This is a genomic window from Cellulosimicrobium cellulans, from assembly GCF_001722485.1.
GTDB classification, from domain to species: domain Bacteria; phylum Actinomycetota; class Actinomycetes; order Actinomycetales; family Cellulomonadaceae; genus Cellulosimicrobium; species Cellulosimicrobium cellulans_A.
In genome coordinates this window covers 1-16,821 of record NZ_LWGL01000068.1, presented here as the reverse complement: position 1 = coordinate 16,821, position 16,821 = coordinate 1, and the positions used below count along the sequence as shown (strand labels likewise).

Below are 16,821 nucleotides of genomic sequence, written 5' to 3'. Positions count from 1 at the left end.
CCGGCCGCGTGCGCCGCCTGCGCGACTCCGAACCGGCGTGCCGGCGTCGCGTCCGGGCCGAGGGCGACGAGCGCCACGACGTGCGCCCGGCCGACCTCGCGGACCGCGAGCTCGAGCAGCAGGGCGGACCCCGGGTCGCCCGTGCAGCACACGCCCACCCTGCCCCCCGTGCCGGCCCGGGCGACCGCGGCCGACACCGTCTCGACGAGCGTGCCGGCGTCCGGGCGGGGTGCCGTGCGACCTCGTGCGCGCATGATCACCCCGTCATTGGAGGCCCGGCCGGCGGGCGGGTCAAGGAGTTGCCACCACTTGCCGCGCGCCGGACGTCCGGCCGCGGGACGGAGCGGCACGACACGGACGACAACCGGTTGTCGGTCCGCGCCGCGCCCCGCTACAGTCGCCGCCCATGGACAACGCTGTCCCCCCGGGGCCCAGCCCCACGATCTACGACGTCGCCCGGGCCGCGGGCGTCGCGCCGTCCACCGTCTCGCGGGCCTTCTCCCGGCCCGGCCGCGTCAACTCGGAGACGGCGGAACGCATCCGCCAGGTCGCGCACGAGATCGGCTACCGCACGAACCCGCTCGCGCGCGGGCTGCCCACCGGCCGGACCGCGCTGCTCGCGATCCTCGTGGCGGACGTGACCAACCCGTTCTTCTTCGAGATCATCCGCGGCGCGGAGAAGACCGCGAGCGACTCCGGGTACACGCTGCTCGTGGTCGACGCCCAGGAATCCGACGAGGCGGAGCGCCAGGCGCTCGCCCGGACGCTCCCGCTCGTGGAGGGCCTCGTGCTCGCGACGTCGCGGCTCTCGGACTCCTCCATCCGGGTCGTCGCGAAGCAGCGACCGACCGTCGTCATGAACCGCGTGATGACGGACGTCCCGAGCGTCGTCACCGACAACGCCGAGGGGATGCGGCGCGCCGTCAAGCACCTCGCCGAGCTCGGGCACACGAGCCTCGCGTACGTCGCCGGGCCGGAGGCGTCGTGGGCCGACGGGATGCGCTGGCGCGCGTTCCGCGAGGCGACGCACGAGCACGGGCTGCGCTCGCGCCGCGTCGGGCCGTTCGCGCCGACGCTCGCCGGCGGGCTGTCGGCGGCCAAGTCGCTCGTCAAGCACCCCGCGACGGCCACGATCACCTACAACGACCTCGTCGCGATCGGCGTGATGCGCGGGCTGACGCGCCTCGGCGTCGACGTGCCCGGGGACATGAGCGTCGTCGGGTTCGACAACATCTTCGGCTCCGACTTCTGCACCCCGCCGCTCACCACGGTCGCCGCGCCGCTGCGGCACTTCGGCGCCTTCGCCGTCCAGCGGCTGCTGGGGCAGCTGCGCTCGTCCGCGCCCACGACGCCCGCGACCTCGCCGACCCTGCTGCCCGCCAAGCTCGTCGAGCGTGGCTCGACGGCGAGGGTCGCCTAGAGCGTGTCCTCCTGAGCCTTCCCGGGCTCCTCGCCAGCGAGACCGTCCCTGGTCACGACGTCGACGGGCTGGGAGAGTGACGCGGTGGACACCTTCGCCGCCATCGCGGACGAGCGCCGACGACTTGCGGACCAGCTCGCCGACCTCACCCCGGAACAACGCGCGGCGCAGAGCCTGTGCGACGCGTGGACGGTGCACGACGTGCTGGCACACCTCACCATGCCGCTCGACGTCGGCATGGCGCGGTTCGCGCTCGCCATGGTGCTCGCGGCAGGGGACTTCGACCGGGCCAACCGACGCCTCACCCGGCGCCAGGCCGCACGCCCGTACGACGAGATCATCGGACTCCTGCGGCGCAGGGCGGACTCGCGGTTCACGCCTCCGGGAGAGGGCCCGGAGGCACCGCTCACCGACGTGCTCGTGCACGGCCTGGACATCAGGTGGCCGCTCGGCCTTCCGTACGACATCCCGGAAGATCGTGCGGCCACGGCGCTCGACGCGGTGATGCGGGCCCCTTCCGGCGTCGTCGCGAAGGGTGTCGTGGACGGTCTCCGTTTCGAGGCGACGGACATCGACTGGCAGCACGGGACCGGGCCCACGGTCAGCGGGTCCGCCGCCGCGCTGCTCCTTTCCGTCACGGGCCGTGCCGCAGCGGTCGACTCCCTGGTCGGCGACGGCGTCGTGGTCCTGCGGCGCCGGATCGTGCGGTAGGGGCGCGCGACACGACCCGCGACAGCCGGGAGGCGTGCGCCCTTCCCGCTCCCCGCGCGCGCCGTAGGCTACGCCCATGGCTGTGGACCTCGAGCTCGCCGAGCGGGTGCGCTCGCTCCTGGCGGGCGAGGACGCCCGCGAGCGATCGATGTTCGGTGGTCTGGCGTTCTTCGTGGCCGGCCACATGACGGTCGCCGTGGGCGACGGGCTGCTCGTGCGCGTGGACCCCGGCGCGGCGTGGGTCGCCGACGACCCGCGGGCCGGCGAGGCCATGCCCGGCCGCCCGATGCGCGGCTGGCTCTCCTTCGACGTCGGCGCCGACACCGAAGACCTGCCCGAGCTGGTCGCCCACGCCCTGGCGCAGGTCCGCGCCCTGCCGCCGAAGGGCTGAGCCCTCCCGTCAGGACGAGCGGGCTCCACCACGCACCCGATGTCGGGGCAACTGGTGGCAACTCGTTGTCCGCGCCCTCCGAGGCACCCATAGTGGCGATGGCCCGCGCTGTCGTGCGCGGGACCCGGACCACACGAGGCCCTCGACGGAGAGGCAGGCTCATGGAACCCCGCTCGACCCCATCCCTTCCCGCACGCACCGGCAGACGGCGGGGCGGCCCGCCGACCCGGCGCAGACGGTCGGTCGCCGCGGCGGCCGCGCTCGCGCTCCCGCTCACCGTGCTGCTCCCGGTCACCACGACCGCGCAGGCCGACGTCACGCAGGACGACATCCGGCCGCAGGAGCCCGGCGTGACGCTGCGCGTGTTCGACGTGCAGGTCGTCCTCGACGACTACTGCACGCTCAAGCCCGGGCAGACGCCCAACGTCGACAAGATCATGCCGACGATCGACTGGACGACGGACGCGGACTTCGGCATCGCGAACCGGTTCGTCACCGAGGTCACGGGATACCTCAACGTCCCGGAGGCCGGCACGTACGACTTCCGGATCACGAACGACGACGGGGCCCGCCTGCTGCTCGACGACGAGCTCGTGGTCGACCACCCCGGTCGTCACGGCGCGACGCCCAAGGAGGGGTCCGTCGACCTCGAGCCCGGCTACCGCGCGCTGCGCATCGACCACTTCGACGGCGACTTCGACCAGCGCCTCAAGCTCGAGTGGCGTCCGCCGGGCGCGGCGGGCTTCACGGTGGTGCCGAACTCGGTGCTCAGCACGGACGCCGACGTCACGCGCGTCACGGCGCCGGGCCGCAAGGAGTGCGAGGGCGTGACGGAGGCGCCCGGCGACGGCCTGCCCCTCACCGAGGTGCACCCGGACTACACGCTGACCGACCTGCGCCCCGAGGGCTTCGAGCCGCAGGTCACCGGCATGGACTGGCTCCCGGACGGCCGGCTCGCGATCTCGACGTGGGGCGGGGACCGGCTGACGGAGCTCGGCGAGGTGTACCTGGTCGACCACGTCACCGGCGAGACCGGTGCGGACGAGGTGACGTACACGAAGGTCGCCGAGGACCTCCAGGAGCCGATGGGCATCAAGTACGTCGACGGCTCGCTCTACGTGTCGGAGAAGCACGGCCTCACGAAGCTCGTCGACACCGACGGCGACGAGGTCGCCGACGAGTACGACACGATCGCGACGTGGCCGTTCGGCGGCAACTACCACGAGTTCGCGTTCGGCCTCCTGTACGAGGACGGGTACTTCTACGTCACGACCGGCATCGCGATGGTCCCGGGCGGCAACTCCCTCGACCCGCAGCTCGCGGAGAACCGCGGCTCGGTCATGAAGATCTCGAAGGACACCGGCGAGGTCGAGTACGTCGCGGGCGGTCTGCGCACGCCGAACGGGCTCGGCTGGGGCGCCGACGGCGGCATGTACGTCACCGACAACCAGGGCGTGCGCACCCCGACGTCGAAGCTCGTGCGCGTCGAGGAGGGGGCGTTCTACAACCACTTCACGAACCCCGACGGCCCGTACGACGACCAGCCCGTCACCGAGCCCGTGCTGTGGCTGCCCCACAACGAGATCTCCAACTCGCCGAGCAACCCGGTCGTGCTGACCGAGGGCGTGTTCGCCGGGCAGATGGCGATCGGCGACGTGACCTACGGCGGCCTGCAGCGCGCGTTCCTCGAGGAGGTCGGCGGCGTCGAGCAGGGCGCGGTGTTCCGCATGACGCAGGGGCTCGAGTCCGGCGTGAGCCGGACGAGCGTCGGGCCGGACGGCGCGATCTACGTCGGCGGCATCGGGTGGTCCGGCAACTGGGGCCAGGCGGGCAAGCTCTCGTACGGTCTCCAGAAGCTCACCTACGACGGCAACCACGCGTTCGACATGCTCGAGATGCGCGCCGTCGACGGCGGGTTCGAGATCGAGTACACGCAGCCGCTCTCCGAGGAGACGGCGCAGGACCTCGCGTCGAAGTACACCGCCTCGCAGTGGCGCTACGTCGCGACCCCGCAGTACGGCGGGCCGAAGGTCGACGAGGAGGACCTCGAGGTCACCGCGGCGACGGTGTCGGAGGACCGCACGACCGTGACGCTCCAGATCGACGGGCTCGAGCCGGGACGCGTCGTCAACGTCCACTCGCCGCGCCCGTTCGCGTCCGAGACCGGCCAGGAGCTGTGGAGCACCGAGGCCTGGTACACGCTCACGCGCCTGCCGGACGGCACGGCCGCGCCGGCGGTGTACGAGGCCGAGGCCGCCGACATCACGGGCGGGGCCGGGTGGAACAGCAACCACGCCGGCTACTCGGGCTCCGGGTTCGTCGACCGCAACTGGGAGCCGGGCGCGACCACCACGTTCGCCGTCCGCGCGGAGGAGGCCGGCATGCACGACCTCGCGATCCGCTACGCCAACGGGCAGAACGCCGACCCGCAGCCGAGGCCCAGGAACCTGAGCCTGTACGTCAACGGCGAGAAGCTCAAGCAGGTCTGGTTCGACAGCACCGTCGAGTGGTCGACGTGGGCCACCCAGGTCGAGACGGTCCCGCTGCGCGAGGGCGCGAACACCATCACGATCCGGCACGACGACGACGACATCGGTCACGTCAACCTGGACAAGCTCACCGTCACGCCGACCGAGCGGACCGTCCTCTTCGACGGCAGCGACCTCGACGCGTGGGAGCGCGTGGGCGGCGGTCCGGCGACGTGGCCGGTCGCGGACGGCTCGATGGAGTCGTTCGGCGGTGACATCCGCACGAAGGAGAAGTACGACGACTTCCGGATGCACGTCGAGTGGTACCAGCCCGAGCACGACCCGTCCCAGACGGGCCAGGCCCGCGGCAACAGCGGCGTCTACATCCAGGAGCGCTACGAGGTCCAGGTGCTCGAGTCGTTCGGCCTCCCGCCGGCGGACAACACGGCGGGCGCGATCTACCAGCGCAAGGCGCCGGACGTGAACGCCGCGACCCCGATGGGCACGTGGCAGACGTACGACATCGAGTTCCGGGCCGCCCGCTACGACGCGTCGGGCACGAAGACCGAGGACGCGCGCCTCACGCTCGTCTGGAACGGCCAGGTCGTGCACGACGACGTCGCGATCGCGGGCAAGACCGGCAACGGCCGGGAGGAGGGGCCGACGGCGGGCCACATCAAGCTCCAGGACCACGGCGACCCCGGCCTCAACCCGCGGTTCCGCAACATCTGGATCGAGCGCCTGCCGGCGCAGGACGCCCAGGAGGAGGTGGCCGTCTCCGCGGTCGCCGAGCCCCGCTGCCTCGCCGGGAAGCCCTACGTCGCCGTGCGGGTCGCCAACGACGACACCGTCCCGGTCGACGTCGAGGTCGAGACGCCGTACGGGTCGAGGTCCTTCGCGGACGTAGCACCCGGCAAGAACGCGTACCACTCGTTCGCGGTACGCGACGCGGACCCGGTGGCCGACGCCGTGACGGTCACGGCCCGGCCGTCCGACACCGGGGACGCGCGCGAGACGGTGGCGGAACCGGAGCACGACGCGCCGACCTGCGGCTGACGCCGCACCACCGCCCGGGCCCGCCGCTCGTCCGCGAACGGCGGGCCCGGGCTCGCCCGTCCGTCCGTCCGACGGATCCCTCGGATGCCTTGCGAACGATTGTCACGCACGAGGCACGCCCCACAGAAGCAGAGGTGTCGTAGGATGCAAACGTTCGCAACGATGCGCCGGGAGGACTTGTGACCACCATGACTGACCGTGACCCGACGACGACCGGGACCTGGTCCCTGCACCCGGACCGCGCCCTTCCTGCGGACCCCGTCCTGCGCCCGATCGCGCGGCAGGTCTACGCCGCGACGCGCGGCCTGCCCGTCGTCTCGATGCACGGGCACGTCGACGCCGCGCTCCTCGCGGACGACGCACCGTTCGGCGACCCCGCCGGGCTGTTCATCACGCCCGACCACTACCTCGTGCGCATGCTCGTCGCGCAGAGCACGTCGCCGCACGGCGCCCCGGGCGTGCGCGGTGTCCACAGCCTCGGGGTCGCGCCCCTGCCCGGCGCACCCGCCGGGACCGCCCCGGCCGAGACCGACCCGCGCGAGATCTGGCGCCGGTTCTGCGCCGGCTGGCGCCTGTACCGGGGGACGCCGACGCGCTACTGGCTCGAGCACGCCCTCGTCGAGGTCTTCGGCGCGCCCGTCGCCCCGTCCGCCGAGACGGCCGACGCGCTGTACGACCACCTCGTCGACCGCCTCGCCCGGCCCGAGTACCGGCCGCGCGCGCTGTTCGAGCGCTTCGGGCTGGAGATCCTCGCGACGACGGACCCCGCGCAGTCCCCGCTCGCCGACCACGCGCGCCTCGCCGCCGACGGCTGGGGCCAGCGCGTCGTGCCCACGTTCCGGCCCGACCCGCTCCTGCACGTCGACCGCGCCGACTGGACCGCCCAGGTGGCGGAGCTCGGCGCGGCGGCGGGGATCGACGTCGTCGACTACCGCAGCTACCTCGCGGCGCTGCGCGAGCGCCGCGCCGCGTTCGTCGCCGCGGGCGCGCGCGCGACCGACCACGGCCACCGGTCCGCCGACACGACGCCGCTCGACGACGCGGACGCGTCCCGGATCCTCGACGCCGCGCTGCGCGGGGAGGTCACGGGCGCCGAGGCCAGCGCGTTCTCCGCGCACATGCTGTTCGAGATGGCCGCGATGTCGGCCGACGACGGGCTCGTCATGCAGCTCCACCCGGGCGTGCTGCGCGACCACTGCGACGGGATCGTGCGCGCCTACGGCCCGGACAAGGGCTACGACATCCCGGAGCGGACGGACTACGTCCGGTCGCTGCGGCCGGTGCTCGAGGCGTTCGGGCACCACCCGCGGTTCCGGATGATCGCGTTCACCGTGGACGAGACGTCGTTCTCGCGCGAGCTCGCGCCGCTCGCGGGCGTCTACCCCGCCCTGCGCCTCGGTGCGCCGTGGTGGTTCCTCGACACCCCCGACGGCATGCGGCGCTTCCGCGAGGCCGTCACCGACACCGCCGGCTTCTACAACACGAGCGGCTTCGTGGACGACACGCGCGCGTTCTGCTCGATCCCCGCCCGCCACGACCTGGCGCGCCGGATCGACGCCGGGCACCTCGCCCGTCTCGTCGCGGAGCACCGGCTGGACCTCGACGAGGCGGTGGAGACGGCCGTCGACCTCGCCTACCACCTGCCGCGGGCGTCCTACCCGCCGCTCGGCTGAGTCCCCGCGGCCCGACGGCGGTGCCGCACCTCCGCGAGGACGGTCGCCAGGCGCTGCGGGAAGTCCGGCGGCGTCCCGGCGGGCAGGTCGTCCACGGCGAACCACGCGACGTCCTCGCTCTCGTCGCTCACCGCGGTCGGGGCCAGCGGGTCGGCGAAGGCGACGAAGCCGACGTCGCGGTGGGCGCGGCACCGGCCGAACGCGGCGTCGAGCTCGTGCCGGTGGACGTCGACCGGGAGCGCGCGGTCCTCCGGCTCGAACGGCCGGAGGTCGGCGAGGCCGCTCTCCTCGCGCGCCTCGCGCAGGGCGGCGCCGGGCAGCGTCGCGTCGCCCGGCTCGACGTGCCCGCCGACCTGCACCCAGAACCGGCCCTTGCGGTGGTAGCACAGCAGCACCCGGCCGAGGTCGGGCGACAGGACGAAGCAGCTCGCGGTGAGGTGCTCCGGGCCGCCGGCGCGGGCGACCGCCTCGGCCCGGGCGGGCGCGTCCGGCGCGTCGCCGCGCAGGAACGCCACGTACTGCGCGGCGAGGTCCGCCTGCGCGAGGTCGGCCGGAAGCCAGCGGGCGAGGCGGTCCAGGGCGTCGGCGGCGAGGAGGGCGGTCGTCACCGGGGCAGCCTACGGGCGGCGGCGGGGTGCGCCGCCCGCTGCGACAATGGTGACCCGTGAGCGACCCCTCCCCCGCGCCCGACGACCAGGCGCTGTTCGACCTCCCGCCCGGCTCGCGCGAGGTGCCCACGCGCGTGGTGCTCCTCACCGGGGCGTCCGGCTCGGGCAAGACGTCGCTCACGCGCCGCCTCGGCCTGCCCGTCGTCGAGCTCGACGACTTCTACCTCGACCACGACCACCCGGGCCTGCCGCGGCGCTTCGGCATCGTCGACTGGGACGACCCGCGCAGCTGGGACGCGGACGGCGCGGTCGCGGCGCTCGTCGAGCTCGCCCGCACCGGCCACACCGACGTGCCGGTCTACGACATCCCGACGTCGCGCCGCACCGGGACGACGCACGTCGACGTGACCGGTTCCCGGGTCGTGCTCGCCGAGGGCATCTTCGCCGCCGAGATCGTCGCGGCCTGCCGCGAGCACGACGTGCTCGCCGACGCGATCTGCCTGCGCCGCCAGCGCGTCGTCACGTTCTGGTTCCGCCTGCTGCGTGACCTCGCCGAGATGCGCAAGCCGCCGCTGACGCTCGTGCGGCGCGGCTGGGCCCTGCTGCGCGAGGAGCCGCGCCTCGTCGGGCACTGGGTCTCGCTCGGCTGCCGCGCGTTGTCGCCCGAGCGGGCGGAGAAGGAGATTCGCGCGCTGCTGCGCTGACGGCCCGTCACGAGGAGCGAGCGGCCGCGGTCCCGACGACGCCCGTCGCGCCGATCTCGTCGTCGCGCACGACCCGGACGTCGAGGCCCGCGCCGCGCAGGACGTCGACGACGGCGGCGACCTGGCCCTCGCTCACCTCGGTGAGGAGGTGCCCGCCGGCAGCGAGCCACGACGCCGCCCCCGCCGCGACACGGCGCAGCACGTCGAGCCCGTCGGAGCCGCCGTCGAGCGCGACCCGGGCCTCGTGGTCGCGGGCCTCGGGCGGCAGCGAGGCGATCGCGTCGGTCGGTACGTACGGGACGTTGGCGAGCAGCACGTCGACGCGCCCGCGCAGCGCGGACGGGAGGGCGTCGAACAGGTCGCCCTCGTGGGCGCGTCCACCGACGCGCGCGACGTTGTGCGCCGCGCACGCGACCGCCGCCGGGTCGACGTCCGCCGCGTGCAGCTCGACGCGCGGCACGCCGTACGCCCCGGTCCCGGCGAGCTCTGTCGCGAGGACGAGCCCGAGCGCGCCCGAGCCGCAGCACAGGTCCACGACGACGAGCGGCCCGTCGCCTCCCGCGTCCGCACCGGGTTCACGCCGCCGGACGAGCCGCGTCGCCTCCTCGACGAGCAGCCCGGTCCGCTGCCGCGGCACGAACACCCCGGGGTCGACGCGGACGCGCACGCCACGCAGCTCCGCCCAGCCGAGCACGTGCTCGAGCGGCTCGCCGCCGACGCGACGCGCGGCGAGCTCTTCCAGCCGCTCCCGGTCCCCGGCGGCCTCCTGCTCGAGCAGCGCGGCCTCGTCCTCGGCGAACACGCACCCGGCGGCCCGCAGGCGGGCGACGAGGGCGGACGAGGGCGGCGGCACAGCCTCACCGTAGCGGCGTGGCCGTCCGGGCACGACGACGGCCCCGGCCCTCCCGCAGGAGGACCGGGGCCGTCGTGGTGTCAGGCCGTGCCGTCAGGAGCGCGTCACCGACGGCTCACTCAGCGCCGGCCTGCAGCTCGCCCGTCGGGGGCAGGTCGCGCACCGAGACGCCGGTCGGGGCGTCCAGGGCAGCGGCCGCGCCGACGCTCACCGGGCCGCGGTCGTGGTCGCCCTTGGGGACCCCGCGGAAGGTGAACTCGCCGAGCAGGCCCTCGCCCTCGGCGTCGACCAGGACGATCTCGCCGGCCTTGAGCTCGCCGAACAGGATCTTCTCGGACAGCGCGTCCTCGATGTCGCGCTGGATCGCGCGACGCAGCGGACGAGCACCGAGGACCGGGTCGTAGCCCTTCTCGGCGAGCAGGACCTTCGCCGCCGGGGTGAGCTCGATGCCCATGTCCTTGTCGCGCAGCCGCGTGTCGAGGCGGGCGATCATCAGGTCGACGATCTGGATGATCTCGTCCTGCGAGAGCTGCGGGAAGACCACCACGTCGTCGACGCGGTTGAGGAACTCGGGGCGGAAGTGCTGCTTGAGCTCCTCGTTGACCTTCGCCTTCATGCGCTCGTACGACGTCACCAGGTCGCCGCCGGCGTTGAAGCCGGTCTGGACGCCCTTGGCGATGTCCCGCGTGCCGAGGTTGGTCGTCATGATGATGACGGTGTTCTTGAAGTCCACGACCCGGCCCTGCGAGTCGGTCAGGCGACCGTCCTCGAGGATCTGCAGGAGCGAGTTGAAGATGTCCGCGTGGGCCTTCTCCACCTCGTCGAACAGCACGACCGAGAACGGCTTGCGCCGCACCTTCTCCGTGAGCTGACCGCCCTCGTCGTACCCGACGTAGCCGGGGGGCGAGCCGAACAGCCGCGAGACCGTGTGCTTCTCGGAGAACTCCGACATGTCGAGCTGGATGAGCGCGTCCTCGTCCCCGAAGAGGAACTCGGCGAGCGCCTTGGCCAGCTCGGTCTTCCCGACGCCCGTCGGGCCGGCGAAGATGAACGACCCACCGGGGCGCTTGGGGTCCTTGAGACCCGCACGCGTACGGCGGATGGCCTGCGACAGCGCCTTGATCGCGGCCTCCTGGCCGACGACGCGCTTGTGCAGCTCGTCCTCCATGTGGAGCAGGCGGCTGGACTCCTCCTCGGTGAGCTTGAACACCGGGATGCCGGTCGCCATGGCGAGGACCTCGGCGATCAGCTCCTCGTCGACCTCCGCGACCGTGTCGAGGTCGCCGGACTTCCAGGCCTTCTCCTTGTCGGCCCGCTTGGCACCGAGCTGCTTCTCGGTGTCGCGCAGGCGCGCGGCCTTCTCGAAGTCCTGCGCGTCGATCGCGGACTCCTTCTCGCGACGCGCCTCGGCGATCTCCTCGTCGAGCTCCTTGAGCTCCGGCGGGGCCGTCATGCGGCGGATGCGCAGGCGCGCGCCCGCCTCGTCGATGAGGTCGATCGCCTTGTCCGGCAGGAAGCGGTCGTTGATGTAGCGGTCGGCGAGCGTGGCCGCGGAGACGAGCGCGGAGTCCGTGATGGACACGCGGTGGTGCGCCTCGTAGCGGTCGCGCAGGCCCTTGAGGATCTCGATCGCGTGGTTGAGCGACGGCTCGGCGACCTGGATCGGCTGGAAGCGGCGCTCCAGGGCCGGGTCCTTCTCGACGTGCTTGCGGTACTCGTCGAGCGTCGTCGCGCCGATGGTCTGCAGCTCGCCGCGCGCGAGCATCGGCTTGAGGATGCTCGCCGCGTCGATCGCGCCCTCGGCCGCGCCGGCGCCGACGAGCGTGTGGATCTCGTCGATGAACAGGATGATGTCGCCGCGCGTGCGGATCTCCTTGAGCACCTTCTTCAGGCGCTCCTCGAAGTCACCGCGGTAGCGCGAGCCGGCCACGAGGGCGCCCAGGTCCAGCGTGTAGAGCTGCTTGTCCTTGAGCGTCTCGGGCACGTCGCCGCGCACGATGTCCTGCGCGAGCCCCTCGACGACGGCCGTCTTGCCGACGCCGGGCTCGCCGATGAGGACGGGGTTGTTCTTCGTGCGGCGCGACAGCACCTGCATGACGCGCTCGATCTCGAGGCTGCGCCCGATCACCGGGTCGAGCTTGCCCTCGCGGGCGGCCTGGGTGAGGTTGCGCCCGAACTGGTCGAGGACGGCCGAGCCCGACGGCTGGCCCTCGGCGGGGCCGCCGGCCGAGACCGGCTCCTTGCCCTGGTAGCCCGACAGCAGCTGGATGACCTGCTGGCGCACCTTGTTGAGGTCGGCGCCCATCTTCGTCAGGACCTGGGCGGCCACGCCCTCGCCCTCACGGATGAGGCCGAGCAGGATGTGCTCGGTGCCGATGTAGTTGTGGCCGAGCTGCAGCGCCTCGCGCAGCGACAGCTCCAGCACCTTCTTGGCGCGCGGCGTGAACGGGATGTGCCCGCTCGGGGCCTGCTGGCCCTCGCCGATGATCTCCGTCACCTGGGTGCGGACGCCGTCCAGGGAGATCCCGAGGGACTCCAGGGCCTTGGCCGCGACACCCTCGCCCTCGTGGATGAGGCCGAGCAGGATGTGCTCGGTGCCGATGTAGTTGTGGTTGAGCATCCGCGCCTCTTCCTGGGCGAGGACGACGACCCGACGGGCTCGGTCTGTGAATCTCTCGAACATGTGCTGCTCCTCACGAGCGGCGTACACCTGCCCGTCGGACGACGGGTACAGCCTGACCGCATTGACTCTATGTGCTCCCAACGAGGCGCACCGCCCCCATATGCCGTTGTTCGCCAGGGGCGTGAAAGAGGGCTCGTGCCGTGACCTCGCGCCGGCCGCGCGCGCACGTCCGGCGGTCGACACGCCCGTCGCACCGTTGACCGGGGACCGCGGTGGCGGCAGGCTCGGGAGTGCCGCACCCCACGGTCGGCAGGAGGGTGGACGATCCCGATGTCCCGACCGGAGCAGCACCCGCCGGAGCAGCACCCCGAGGACCCGGCCCCCCGGCACGACGACGACCCTCGCGCCGGCCGCCACCGCGCGCCCGGCACCCCCGCCTCCTGGGAGCAGGTGGTCGACCGCTTCCAGGGGCACGTCGCCGAGGTCGCCGACCCCCTGACGTGGGGCCTCGACCTCGACGAGGAGACCCTCACCGGCGTCGGCGACGGCACGCACGACCCCACGGACGAGCGCTTCCTGCGCTCCTACGTGTCGTACGCGGGCGAGACGCTCGACGTCGAGACGCTGCGCGTCGTGCCCTCCGACGAGCTCGCCGAGGAGATCGTCCGCACCGCGCTCGGGGGCGCGCTCGCCGCCCCGCTCCACGGGGAGAGCGACGACGACTTCCTCGACTCCTACCAGGAGTACCGCGCCGCGATGCGCGCCATCGTCGAGGAGGTCGACGCGGCACCGCTGGAGCGCACGACGTTCGAGGTCGACGGCGTCGCCCGCCCCTGCGTGCGGGCGGCCGTGCGCGACCGCGGCGCGGTCCTCGTCGTCGTCGGCGAGCGCGCGGTCGTCGCGGCCGGGCCGGCGGGCCTCCTGGAGCAGGTCGACGTCGTGACGGCGCCGCTGCGCGCCATCCTGCTGGACGACGGACGGCCGGAGCACTAGCGACCGGGACGTCGAGGAACGCACTCCTGATCGAGGGACACTCCTGGAGGTGGCGAGATGGGCGACGTGGTCGTCGGCGTGGACGGGTCGCAGTGGTCGGAGGAGGCGCTCGACTGGTCGCTGCGCGAGGCGGCGGGCCGCCGCGCCCGGGTGACCGCCGTGCTGGCCTGGGACCCCGGGCGTCATCACGGGCACGACGACACCGGTGACGAGGAGGCTCGTGCGCAGCGTCGGCTCGCCGCCGTCGAGGCATGGGTGGAGGCCGCGCGTGCGCGCACCGGCCTGAGCGCCCAGGACGTCGAGACCGTGGCCACCGAGGTGCGCGGCCGGCCCTCGACGGCGTTGCTCGCCCTGGCCGAGCGCGAGGACGCCCGGGCCGACGTGCTCGTCGTCGGCCGCTGCGGGCGCGGACGCCTGAGCCGTGCGGTGCTGGGCTCGGTGTCGTCGGCGCTCGTGCAGCACGCGACCGTGCCGGTGACCGTCGTCCGCGGCTCGCGGCCCGCCCCGGGGGCGCCGGTCGTCGTCGGCGTCGACGGTTCCGCGACGTCCGTGCACGCGCTGCGCCACGCCGCGGCGGTCGCGCGCCGCACCGGCGCGACCCTCGAGGCACTGTTCTGCTGGCAGATCGTCTCCCTCGCACCGCTGCCCGACTCGTGGGGATGGGCGCCGCCCCTGGACGACTACGCCGCGTTCGCGGCGACGAAGCTCGACGCGGCGATCGCCGCCGCGGACGTCGACCTCCCGGAGGACCGCGTCGTGCACACCGTCCGGCACGTGCAGGCGGCCAAGGGCGTCATCGAGGCGTCGTCGCACGCGGACCGCCTCGTGCTGGGCCACCGCGGCGTCGGCGGCTTCGACCGTCTCCTGCTGGGCTCGGTCAGCCGGCACGCGGTGGAATACGCGCACTGCCCGGTGACCGTGATCCGCCCGCCGGAGGCGCGGCACGCGCCCGTCCGGGGCGACGCCGACGCGGCTCAGGCCACCACCGAGACCGACGCCGAGGCCTGATCCCGCCGACCGTCGCCGACCGCGCGGCGTCCGGCGCCACGCGGCAGGATGGGACTCCCCGACAGGTCGGAGCCTGCCCATGACGAACGTCGACCTCCTCACCGACGCGCACCTCACCGACGCCCGCGCCGCCGCGAACGGCCGCAGCACGGAGGTCGTGGTGCACGACGGCCCGCTGCGCCAGTCCGTCATCGCCCTCGTGGCGGGCGTCGAGCTCGGCGAGCACAACTCGCCGCCCGCGGCGTCGATCCAGGTGCTGCGCGGGCGGGTGCGCGTGACCGCGCTCGACGAGGGCGACACGGAGCTGGGCGCGGGCGAGCTGCGCGTCCTCACGCACGAGCGGCACGCCGTGACGGCGCTCGAGGACTGCGCATTCCTCCTCACGACCGTGACGAGCGTCCCGAACCCCTAGACCCGGTTGCGGACGCGGGGCCGCCGACCGCCACCGGGAGGCCGCCCAGCGTGAGCGCGGACGGCGGGGGCAGCGGCCGGCCGGCCGTGTCGGCCGTGTCGGCGCGGAACGACTGGAGCAGGTAGGCGACCAGGCGTCGCGACGCCGCGCCGTCGTCCGGGAGGGCGTTCACCAGGCCGCAGTGCGCGAGCAGGACCACGGCGAGGTCGGACGGGTGGAAGTCGGCCCGCAGCGCCCCCGCCTCCTGCGCCCGGCGCACCAGGGTCGCGACGTCCCGCTCGGCTCGTCGCCGAGCCTGCGCGTGGTCCGACGCGCTGCCGGGGAAGGCCGTGAGGAAGGCGGCCGGGAACCCGCGCTCCTCCCGCTGCAGCATGCACACCGTCTCGACCAGCTGCTGGAGCCCCCGCCACGGGTCGGGGTCGGCCAGGGCGTCGGTGAGCGCGCGCACGCAGGTGTCCATCTGCTCCGCGAACGCGCTCCGCACCAGGTCGTCCCGGGTCGGGAAGTGCCGGTACAGCGTCGCCACGCCGACCCCGGCGCGACGGGCCACCGTCGCCATCGGGGCGTCGATCCCGTGCTCCGCGAAGACCGCGCGGGCGGCGGCGAGGAGGCGCTCCCGGTTGCGGCGGGCGTCCGCGCGCACGCCGTCCCCTGCGCCGATCCGAGAGGATCCCACCGTCACTCCTTCTCGCTTCCGCCTGAAACGGACGACCGCGTCCGTTTGTGAGCCTACCGTCGGCGTCGGTTCCCGGACGACGACCGACGGCGAAGGCAGGACGATGGACGACGGCACGATGACGGCAGTGCTCTACGACCGCTACGGCGGACCCGAGGTGCTCTACGCGGGCCGGGCGCCACGACCCGAGCCGTCCGCCGGCGAGGTCCTGGTGCGCGTGCGCGCGTTCAGCGTCAACGGCAGCGAGCTGGCCGCCCGGGCCGGTCGTCTGCGCCTCCTGAGCGGCCGGCGGTTCCCCCAGCGCGTCGGCCTGGACCTCACCGGCGAGGTCGCCGCCCTGGGCGCCGGCGTCGCGGGGCTTGCCGTCGGCGACCGCGTGTGGGGAGTCCTCGGCCGCGCGTCGGGGTTCGGCAGCGCCGCCGAGTACGTGACCGTGCCGGCCGAGCGGGTCGGGCTGGTCCCCGACCGGCTGGACCTCGTGGAGGCCGCGGCCCTCCCGGTGGCCACCACGGCCGTCACCGCCCTGCGCGACAAGGCCGGGCTGCGACCCGGCGAACGGCTCCTCGTGCGGGGCGCTGCGGGCGGCGTCGGCAGCGCCGCCGTCCAGCTCGGCCGGGCGTACGGAGCCGAGGTGACGGCCCTCGCCCGCGCCGCCAACCTCGACTTCGTGCGCGGGCTCGGGGCGCACCACGCCGTCGACCACCGGGGCGTCCGGCCGCAGGACCTGGGCCGCTTCGACGTCGTCCTGGACGCCGTCGGCACCGACCTGCGGGCCTACCGGCGCCTGCTGGCTCCCGGCGGACGCATGGTCACCATCGCCGTCGACCTGGGACGGCCCGCGGCCTGGCTCGGCGCCCTCGCGGCCAGCGCGGTCCACGGGCGCGGACGGGTGCGCTTCTTCAGCGGCAACCCGCAGCGGGCGGACCTCGACGCGCTCGCGCACCACGTCGTCGAGGGCACGCTGAGGCCCGCGGTGGACAGGGTCTTCCCCCTGGAGCAGACGGCGGAGGCGCACCGGGCGCTGGAGGCGGGCGGCGTCCGGGGCAAGTACGTGGTCAGGGTCGCGTAGGCCCCGGGCAGGCCGGGCAGGGTCAGCGGCGCACGGCCCACGTCGCGAGGGCGAGGGCCACGACGTCCTCCGCGACGGCGCCCGGCCAGTCCGGCCGGCGTCCGACGGCGAGGCCTCGCCACGCCGCCCCGCCGTACGCCCCCGCGGCGGCCCCGG

General features: G+C 74.1%; 15 protein-coding genes. 10 read left to right on the top strand and 5 right to left on the bottom strand.

All coding sequences use genetic code 11. The annotated features are described in order from the left end of the window. The coding region (locus tag JZ5iCDA_RS09395; protein ID WP_139123045.1) for a hypothetical protein at window positions 1–260 on the bottom strand (260 nt) is incomplete at its 3' end. A 146-nt stretch (window positions 261–406) separates the two neighbouring features. Here JZ5iCDA_RS09395 and JZ5iCDA_RS09390 point away from each other — a divergent pair. From JZ5iCDA_RS09390 to uxaC, 5 genes are all read left to right on the top strand, one after another. Continuing rightward, window positions 407–1,420 carry a LacI family DNA-binding transcriptional regulator gene (locus JZ5iCDA_RS09390; RefSeq protein ID WP_069386934.1) on the top strand — a complete coding sequence of 338 codons (1,014 nt, stop codon included), beginning with the start codon at window positions 407–409 and terminating at the stop codon, window positions 1,418–1,420. Window positions 1,421–1,504: 84 nt separating this feature from the next. Beyond that, window positions 1,505–2,131, top strand: a complete 627-nt coding sequence (locus JZ5iCDA_RS09385) for a maleylpyruvate isomerase family mycothiol-dependent enzyme (RefSeq protein WP_069386933.1) — start codon at window positions 1,505–1,507, stop codon at window positions 2,129–2,131. A gap of 76 nt (window positions 2,132–2,207) precedes the next feature. Further along, window positions 2,208–2,522, top strand: a complete 315-nt coding sequence (locus JZ5iCDA_RS09380; RefSeq protein WP_069386932.1) for a hypothetical protein — start codon at window positions 2,208–2,210, stop codon at window positions 2,520–2,522. 278 nt (window positions 2,523–2,800) lie between these two features. Next, window positions 2,801–6,046 (top strand): family 16 glycoside hydrolase, encoded by a 3,246-nt coding sequence (locus JZ5iCDA_RS09375; RefSeq protein ID WP_253182032.1) that lies wholly within the window; start codon window positions 2,801–2,803, stop codon window positions 6,044–6,046. A 188-nt stretch (window positions 6,047–6,234) separates the two neighbouring features. Further along, window positions 6,235–7,719, top strand: a complete 1,485-nt coding sequence (gene uxaC, locus JZ5iCDA_RS09370) for a glucuronate isomerase (RefSeq protein WP_069386931.1) — start codon at window positions 6,235–6,237, stop codon at window positions 7,717–7,719. Here uxaC and JZ5iCDA_RS09365 read toward each other — a convergent pair. Beyond that, window positions 7,701–8,327: an NUDIX hydrolase gene (locus JZ5iCDA_RS09365; protein ID WP_069386930.1), complete on the bottom strand. Its 627-nt coding sequence runs from the start codon at window positions 8,325–8,327 to the stop codon at window positions 7,701–7,703. The genes uxaC and JZ5iCDA_RS09365 overlap by 19 nt on opposite strands. 56 nt (window positions 8,328–8,383) lie before the next feature. Between JZ5iCDA_RS09365 and JZ5iCDA_RS09360 the strand changes: the two genes are divergently transcribed. After that, window positions 8,384–9,031 (top strand): uridine kinase family protein, encoded by a 648-nt coding sequence (locus JZ5iCDA_RS09360; RefSeq protein ID WP_069386929.1) that lies wholly within the window; start codon window positions 8,384–8,386, stop codon window positions 9,029–9,031. A gap of 7 nt (window positions 9,032–9,038) precedes the next feature. On the opposite strand, the gene JZ5iCDA_RS09355 is transcribed toward JZ5iCDA_RS09360, so the two are convergent. Next, window positions 9,039–9,884 (bottom strand): putative protein N(5)-glutamine methyltransferase, encoded by an 846-nt coding sequence (locus JZ5iCDA_RS09355; protein ID WP_069386928.1) that lies wholly within the window; start codon window positions 9,882–9,884, stop codon window positions 9,039–9,041. A gap of 115 nt (window positions 9,885–9,999) precedes the next feature. Continuing rightward, on the bottom strand, window positions 10,000–12,567 hold the full coding sequence (locus tag JZ5iCDA_RS09350; RefSeq protein ID WP_069386927.1) for an ATP-dependent Clp protease ATP-binding subunit: 2,568 nt from the start codon (window positions 12,565–12,567) through the stop codon (window positions 10,000–10,002). A gap of 270 nt (window positions 12,568–12,837) precedes the next feature. Between JZ5iCDA_RS09350 and JZ5iCDA_RS09345 the strand changes: the two genes are divergently transcribed. The 3 genes from JZ5iCDA_RS09345 to JZ5iCDA_RS09335 all read left to right on the top strand — a co-directional run bounded on the left by JZ5iCDA_RS09345 (window position 12,838) and on the right by JZ5iCDA_RS09335 (window position 14,920). Continuing rightward, window positions 12,838–13,500, top strand: a complete 663-nt coding sequence (locus JZ5iCDA_RS09345) for a hypothetical protein (protein ID WP_253182031.1) — start codon at window positions 12,838–12,840, stop codon at window positions 13,498–13,500. 57 nt (window positions 13,501–13,557) lie between these two features. Then, a complete protein-coding gene (locus JZ5iCDA_RS09340) occupies window positions 13,558–14,508 on the top strand; it encodes a universal stress protein (RefSeq protein WP_069386926.1) in 951 nt (316 codons plus the stop codon). A 79-nt stretch (window positions 14,509–14,587) separates the two neighbouring features. Further along, window positions 14,588–14,920: a cupin gene (locus JZ5iCDA_RS09335; protein WP_069386925.1), complete on the top strand. Its 333-nt coding sequence runs from the start codon at window positions 14,588–14,590 to the stop codon at window positions 14,918–14,920. Here the strand turns inward: JZ5iCDA_RS09335 and JZ5iCDA_RS09330 are convergent. Then, window positions 14,889–15,596 carry a TetR/AcrR family transcriptional regulator gene (locus tag JZ5iCDA_RS09330; protein ID WP_069386924.1) on the bottom strand — a complete coding sequence of 236 codons (708 nt, stop codon included), beginning with the start codon at window positions 15,594–15,596 and terminating at the stop codon, window positions 14,889–14,891. The two genes, JZ5iCDA_RS09335 and JZ5iCDA_RS09330, sit on opposite strands and share 32 nt — an antisense overlap. A gap of 103 nt (window positions 15,597–15,699) precedes the next feature. Here JZ5iCDA_RS09330 and JZ5iCDA_RS09325 point away from each other — a divergent pair, with 103 nt between their 5' ends. Continuing rightward, window positions 15,700–16,665: an NAD(P)-dependent alcohol dehydrogenase gene (locus JZ5iCDA_RS09325; RefSeq protein WP_069386923.1), complete on the top strand. Its 966-nt coding sequence runs from the start codon at window positions 15,700–15,702 to the stop codon at window positions 16,663–16,665. The last annotated feature ends 156 nt before the right edge of the window (window positions 16,666–16,821 follow it).

Coding starts and splice junctions, on each gene's coding strand:
- JZ5iCDA_RS09390 (WP_069386934.1), top strand. CDS start 407: ATGGACAACGCTGTCCCCCCGGGGCCCAGCCCCACGATCTACGACGTC.
- JZ5iCDA_RS09380 (WP_069386932.1), top strand. CDS start 2,208: ATGGCTGTGGACCTCGAGCTCGCCGAGCGGGTGCGCTCGCTCCTGGCG.
- uxaC (WP_069386931.1), top strand. CDS start 6,235: ATGACTGACCGTGACCCGACGACGACCGGGACCTGGTCCCTGCACCCG.
- JZ5iCDA_RS09350 (WP_069386927.1), bottom strand. CDS start 12,567: ATGTTCGAGAGATTCACAGACCGAGCCCGTCGGGTCGTCGTCCTCGCC.
- JZ5iCDA_RS09345 (WP_253182031.1), top strand. CDS start 12,838: ATGTCCCGACCGGAGCAGCACCCGCCGGAGCAGCACCCCGAGGACCCG.
- JZ5iCDA_RS09340 (WP_069386926.1), top strand. CDS start 13,558: ATGGGCGACGTGGTCGTCGGCGTGGACGGGTCGCAGTGGTCGGAGGAG.
- JZ5iCDA_RS09335 (WP_069386925.1), top strand. CDS start 14,588: ATGACGAACGTCGACCTCCTCACCGACGCGCACCTCACCGACGCCCGC.
- JZ5iCDA_RS09325 (WP_069386923.1), top strand. CDS start 15,700: ATGGACGACGGCACGATGACGGCAGTGCTCTACGACCGCTACGGCGGA.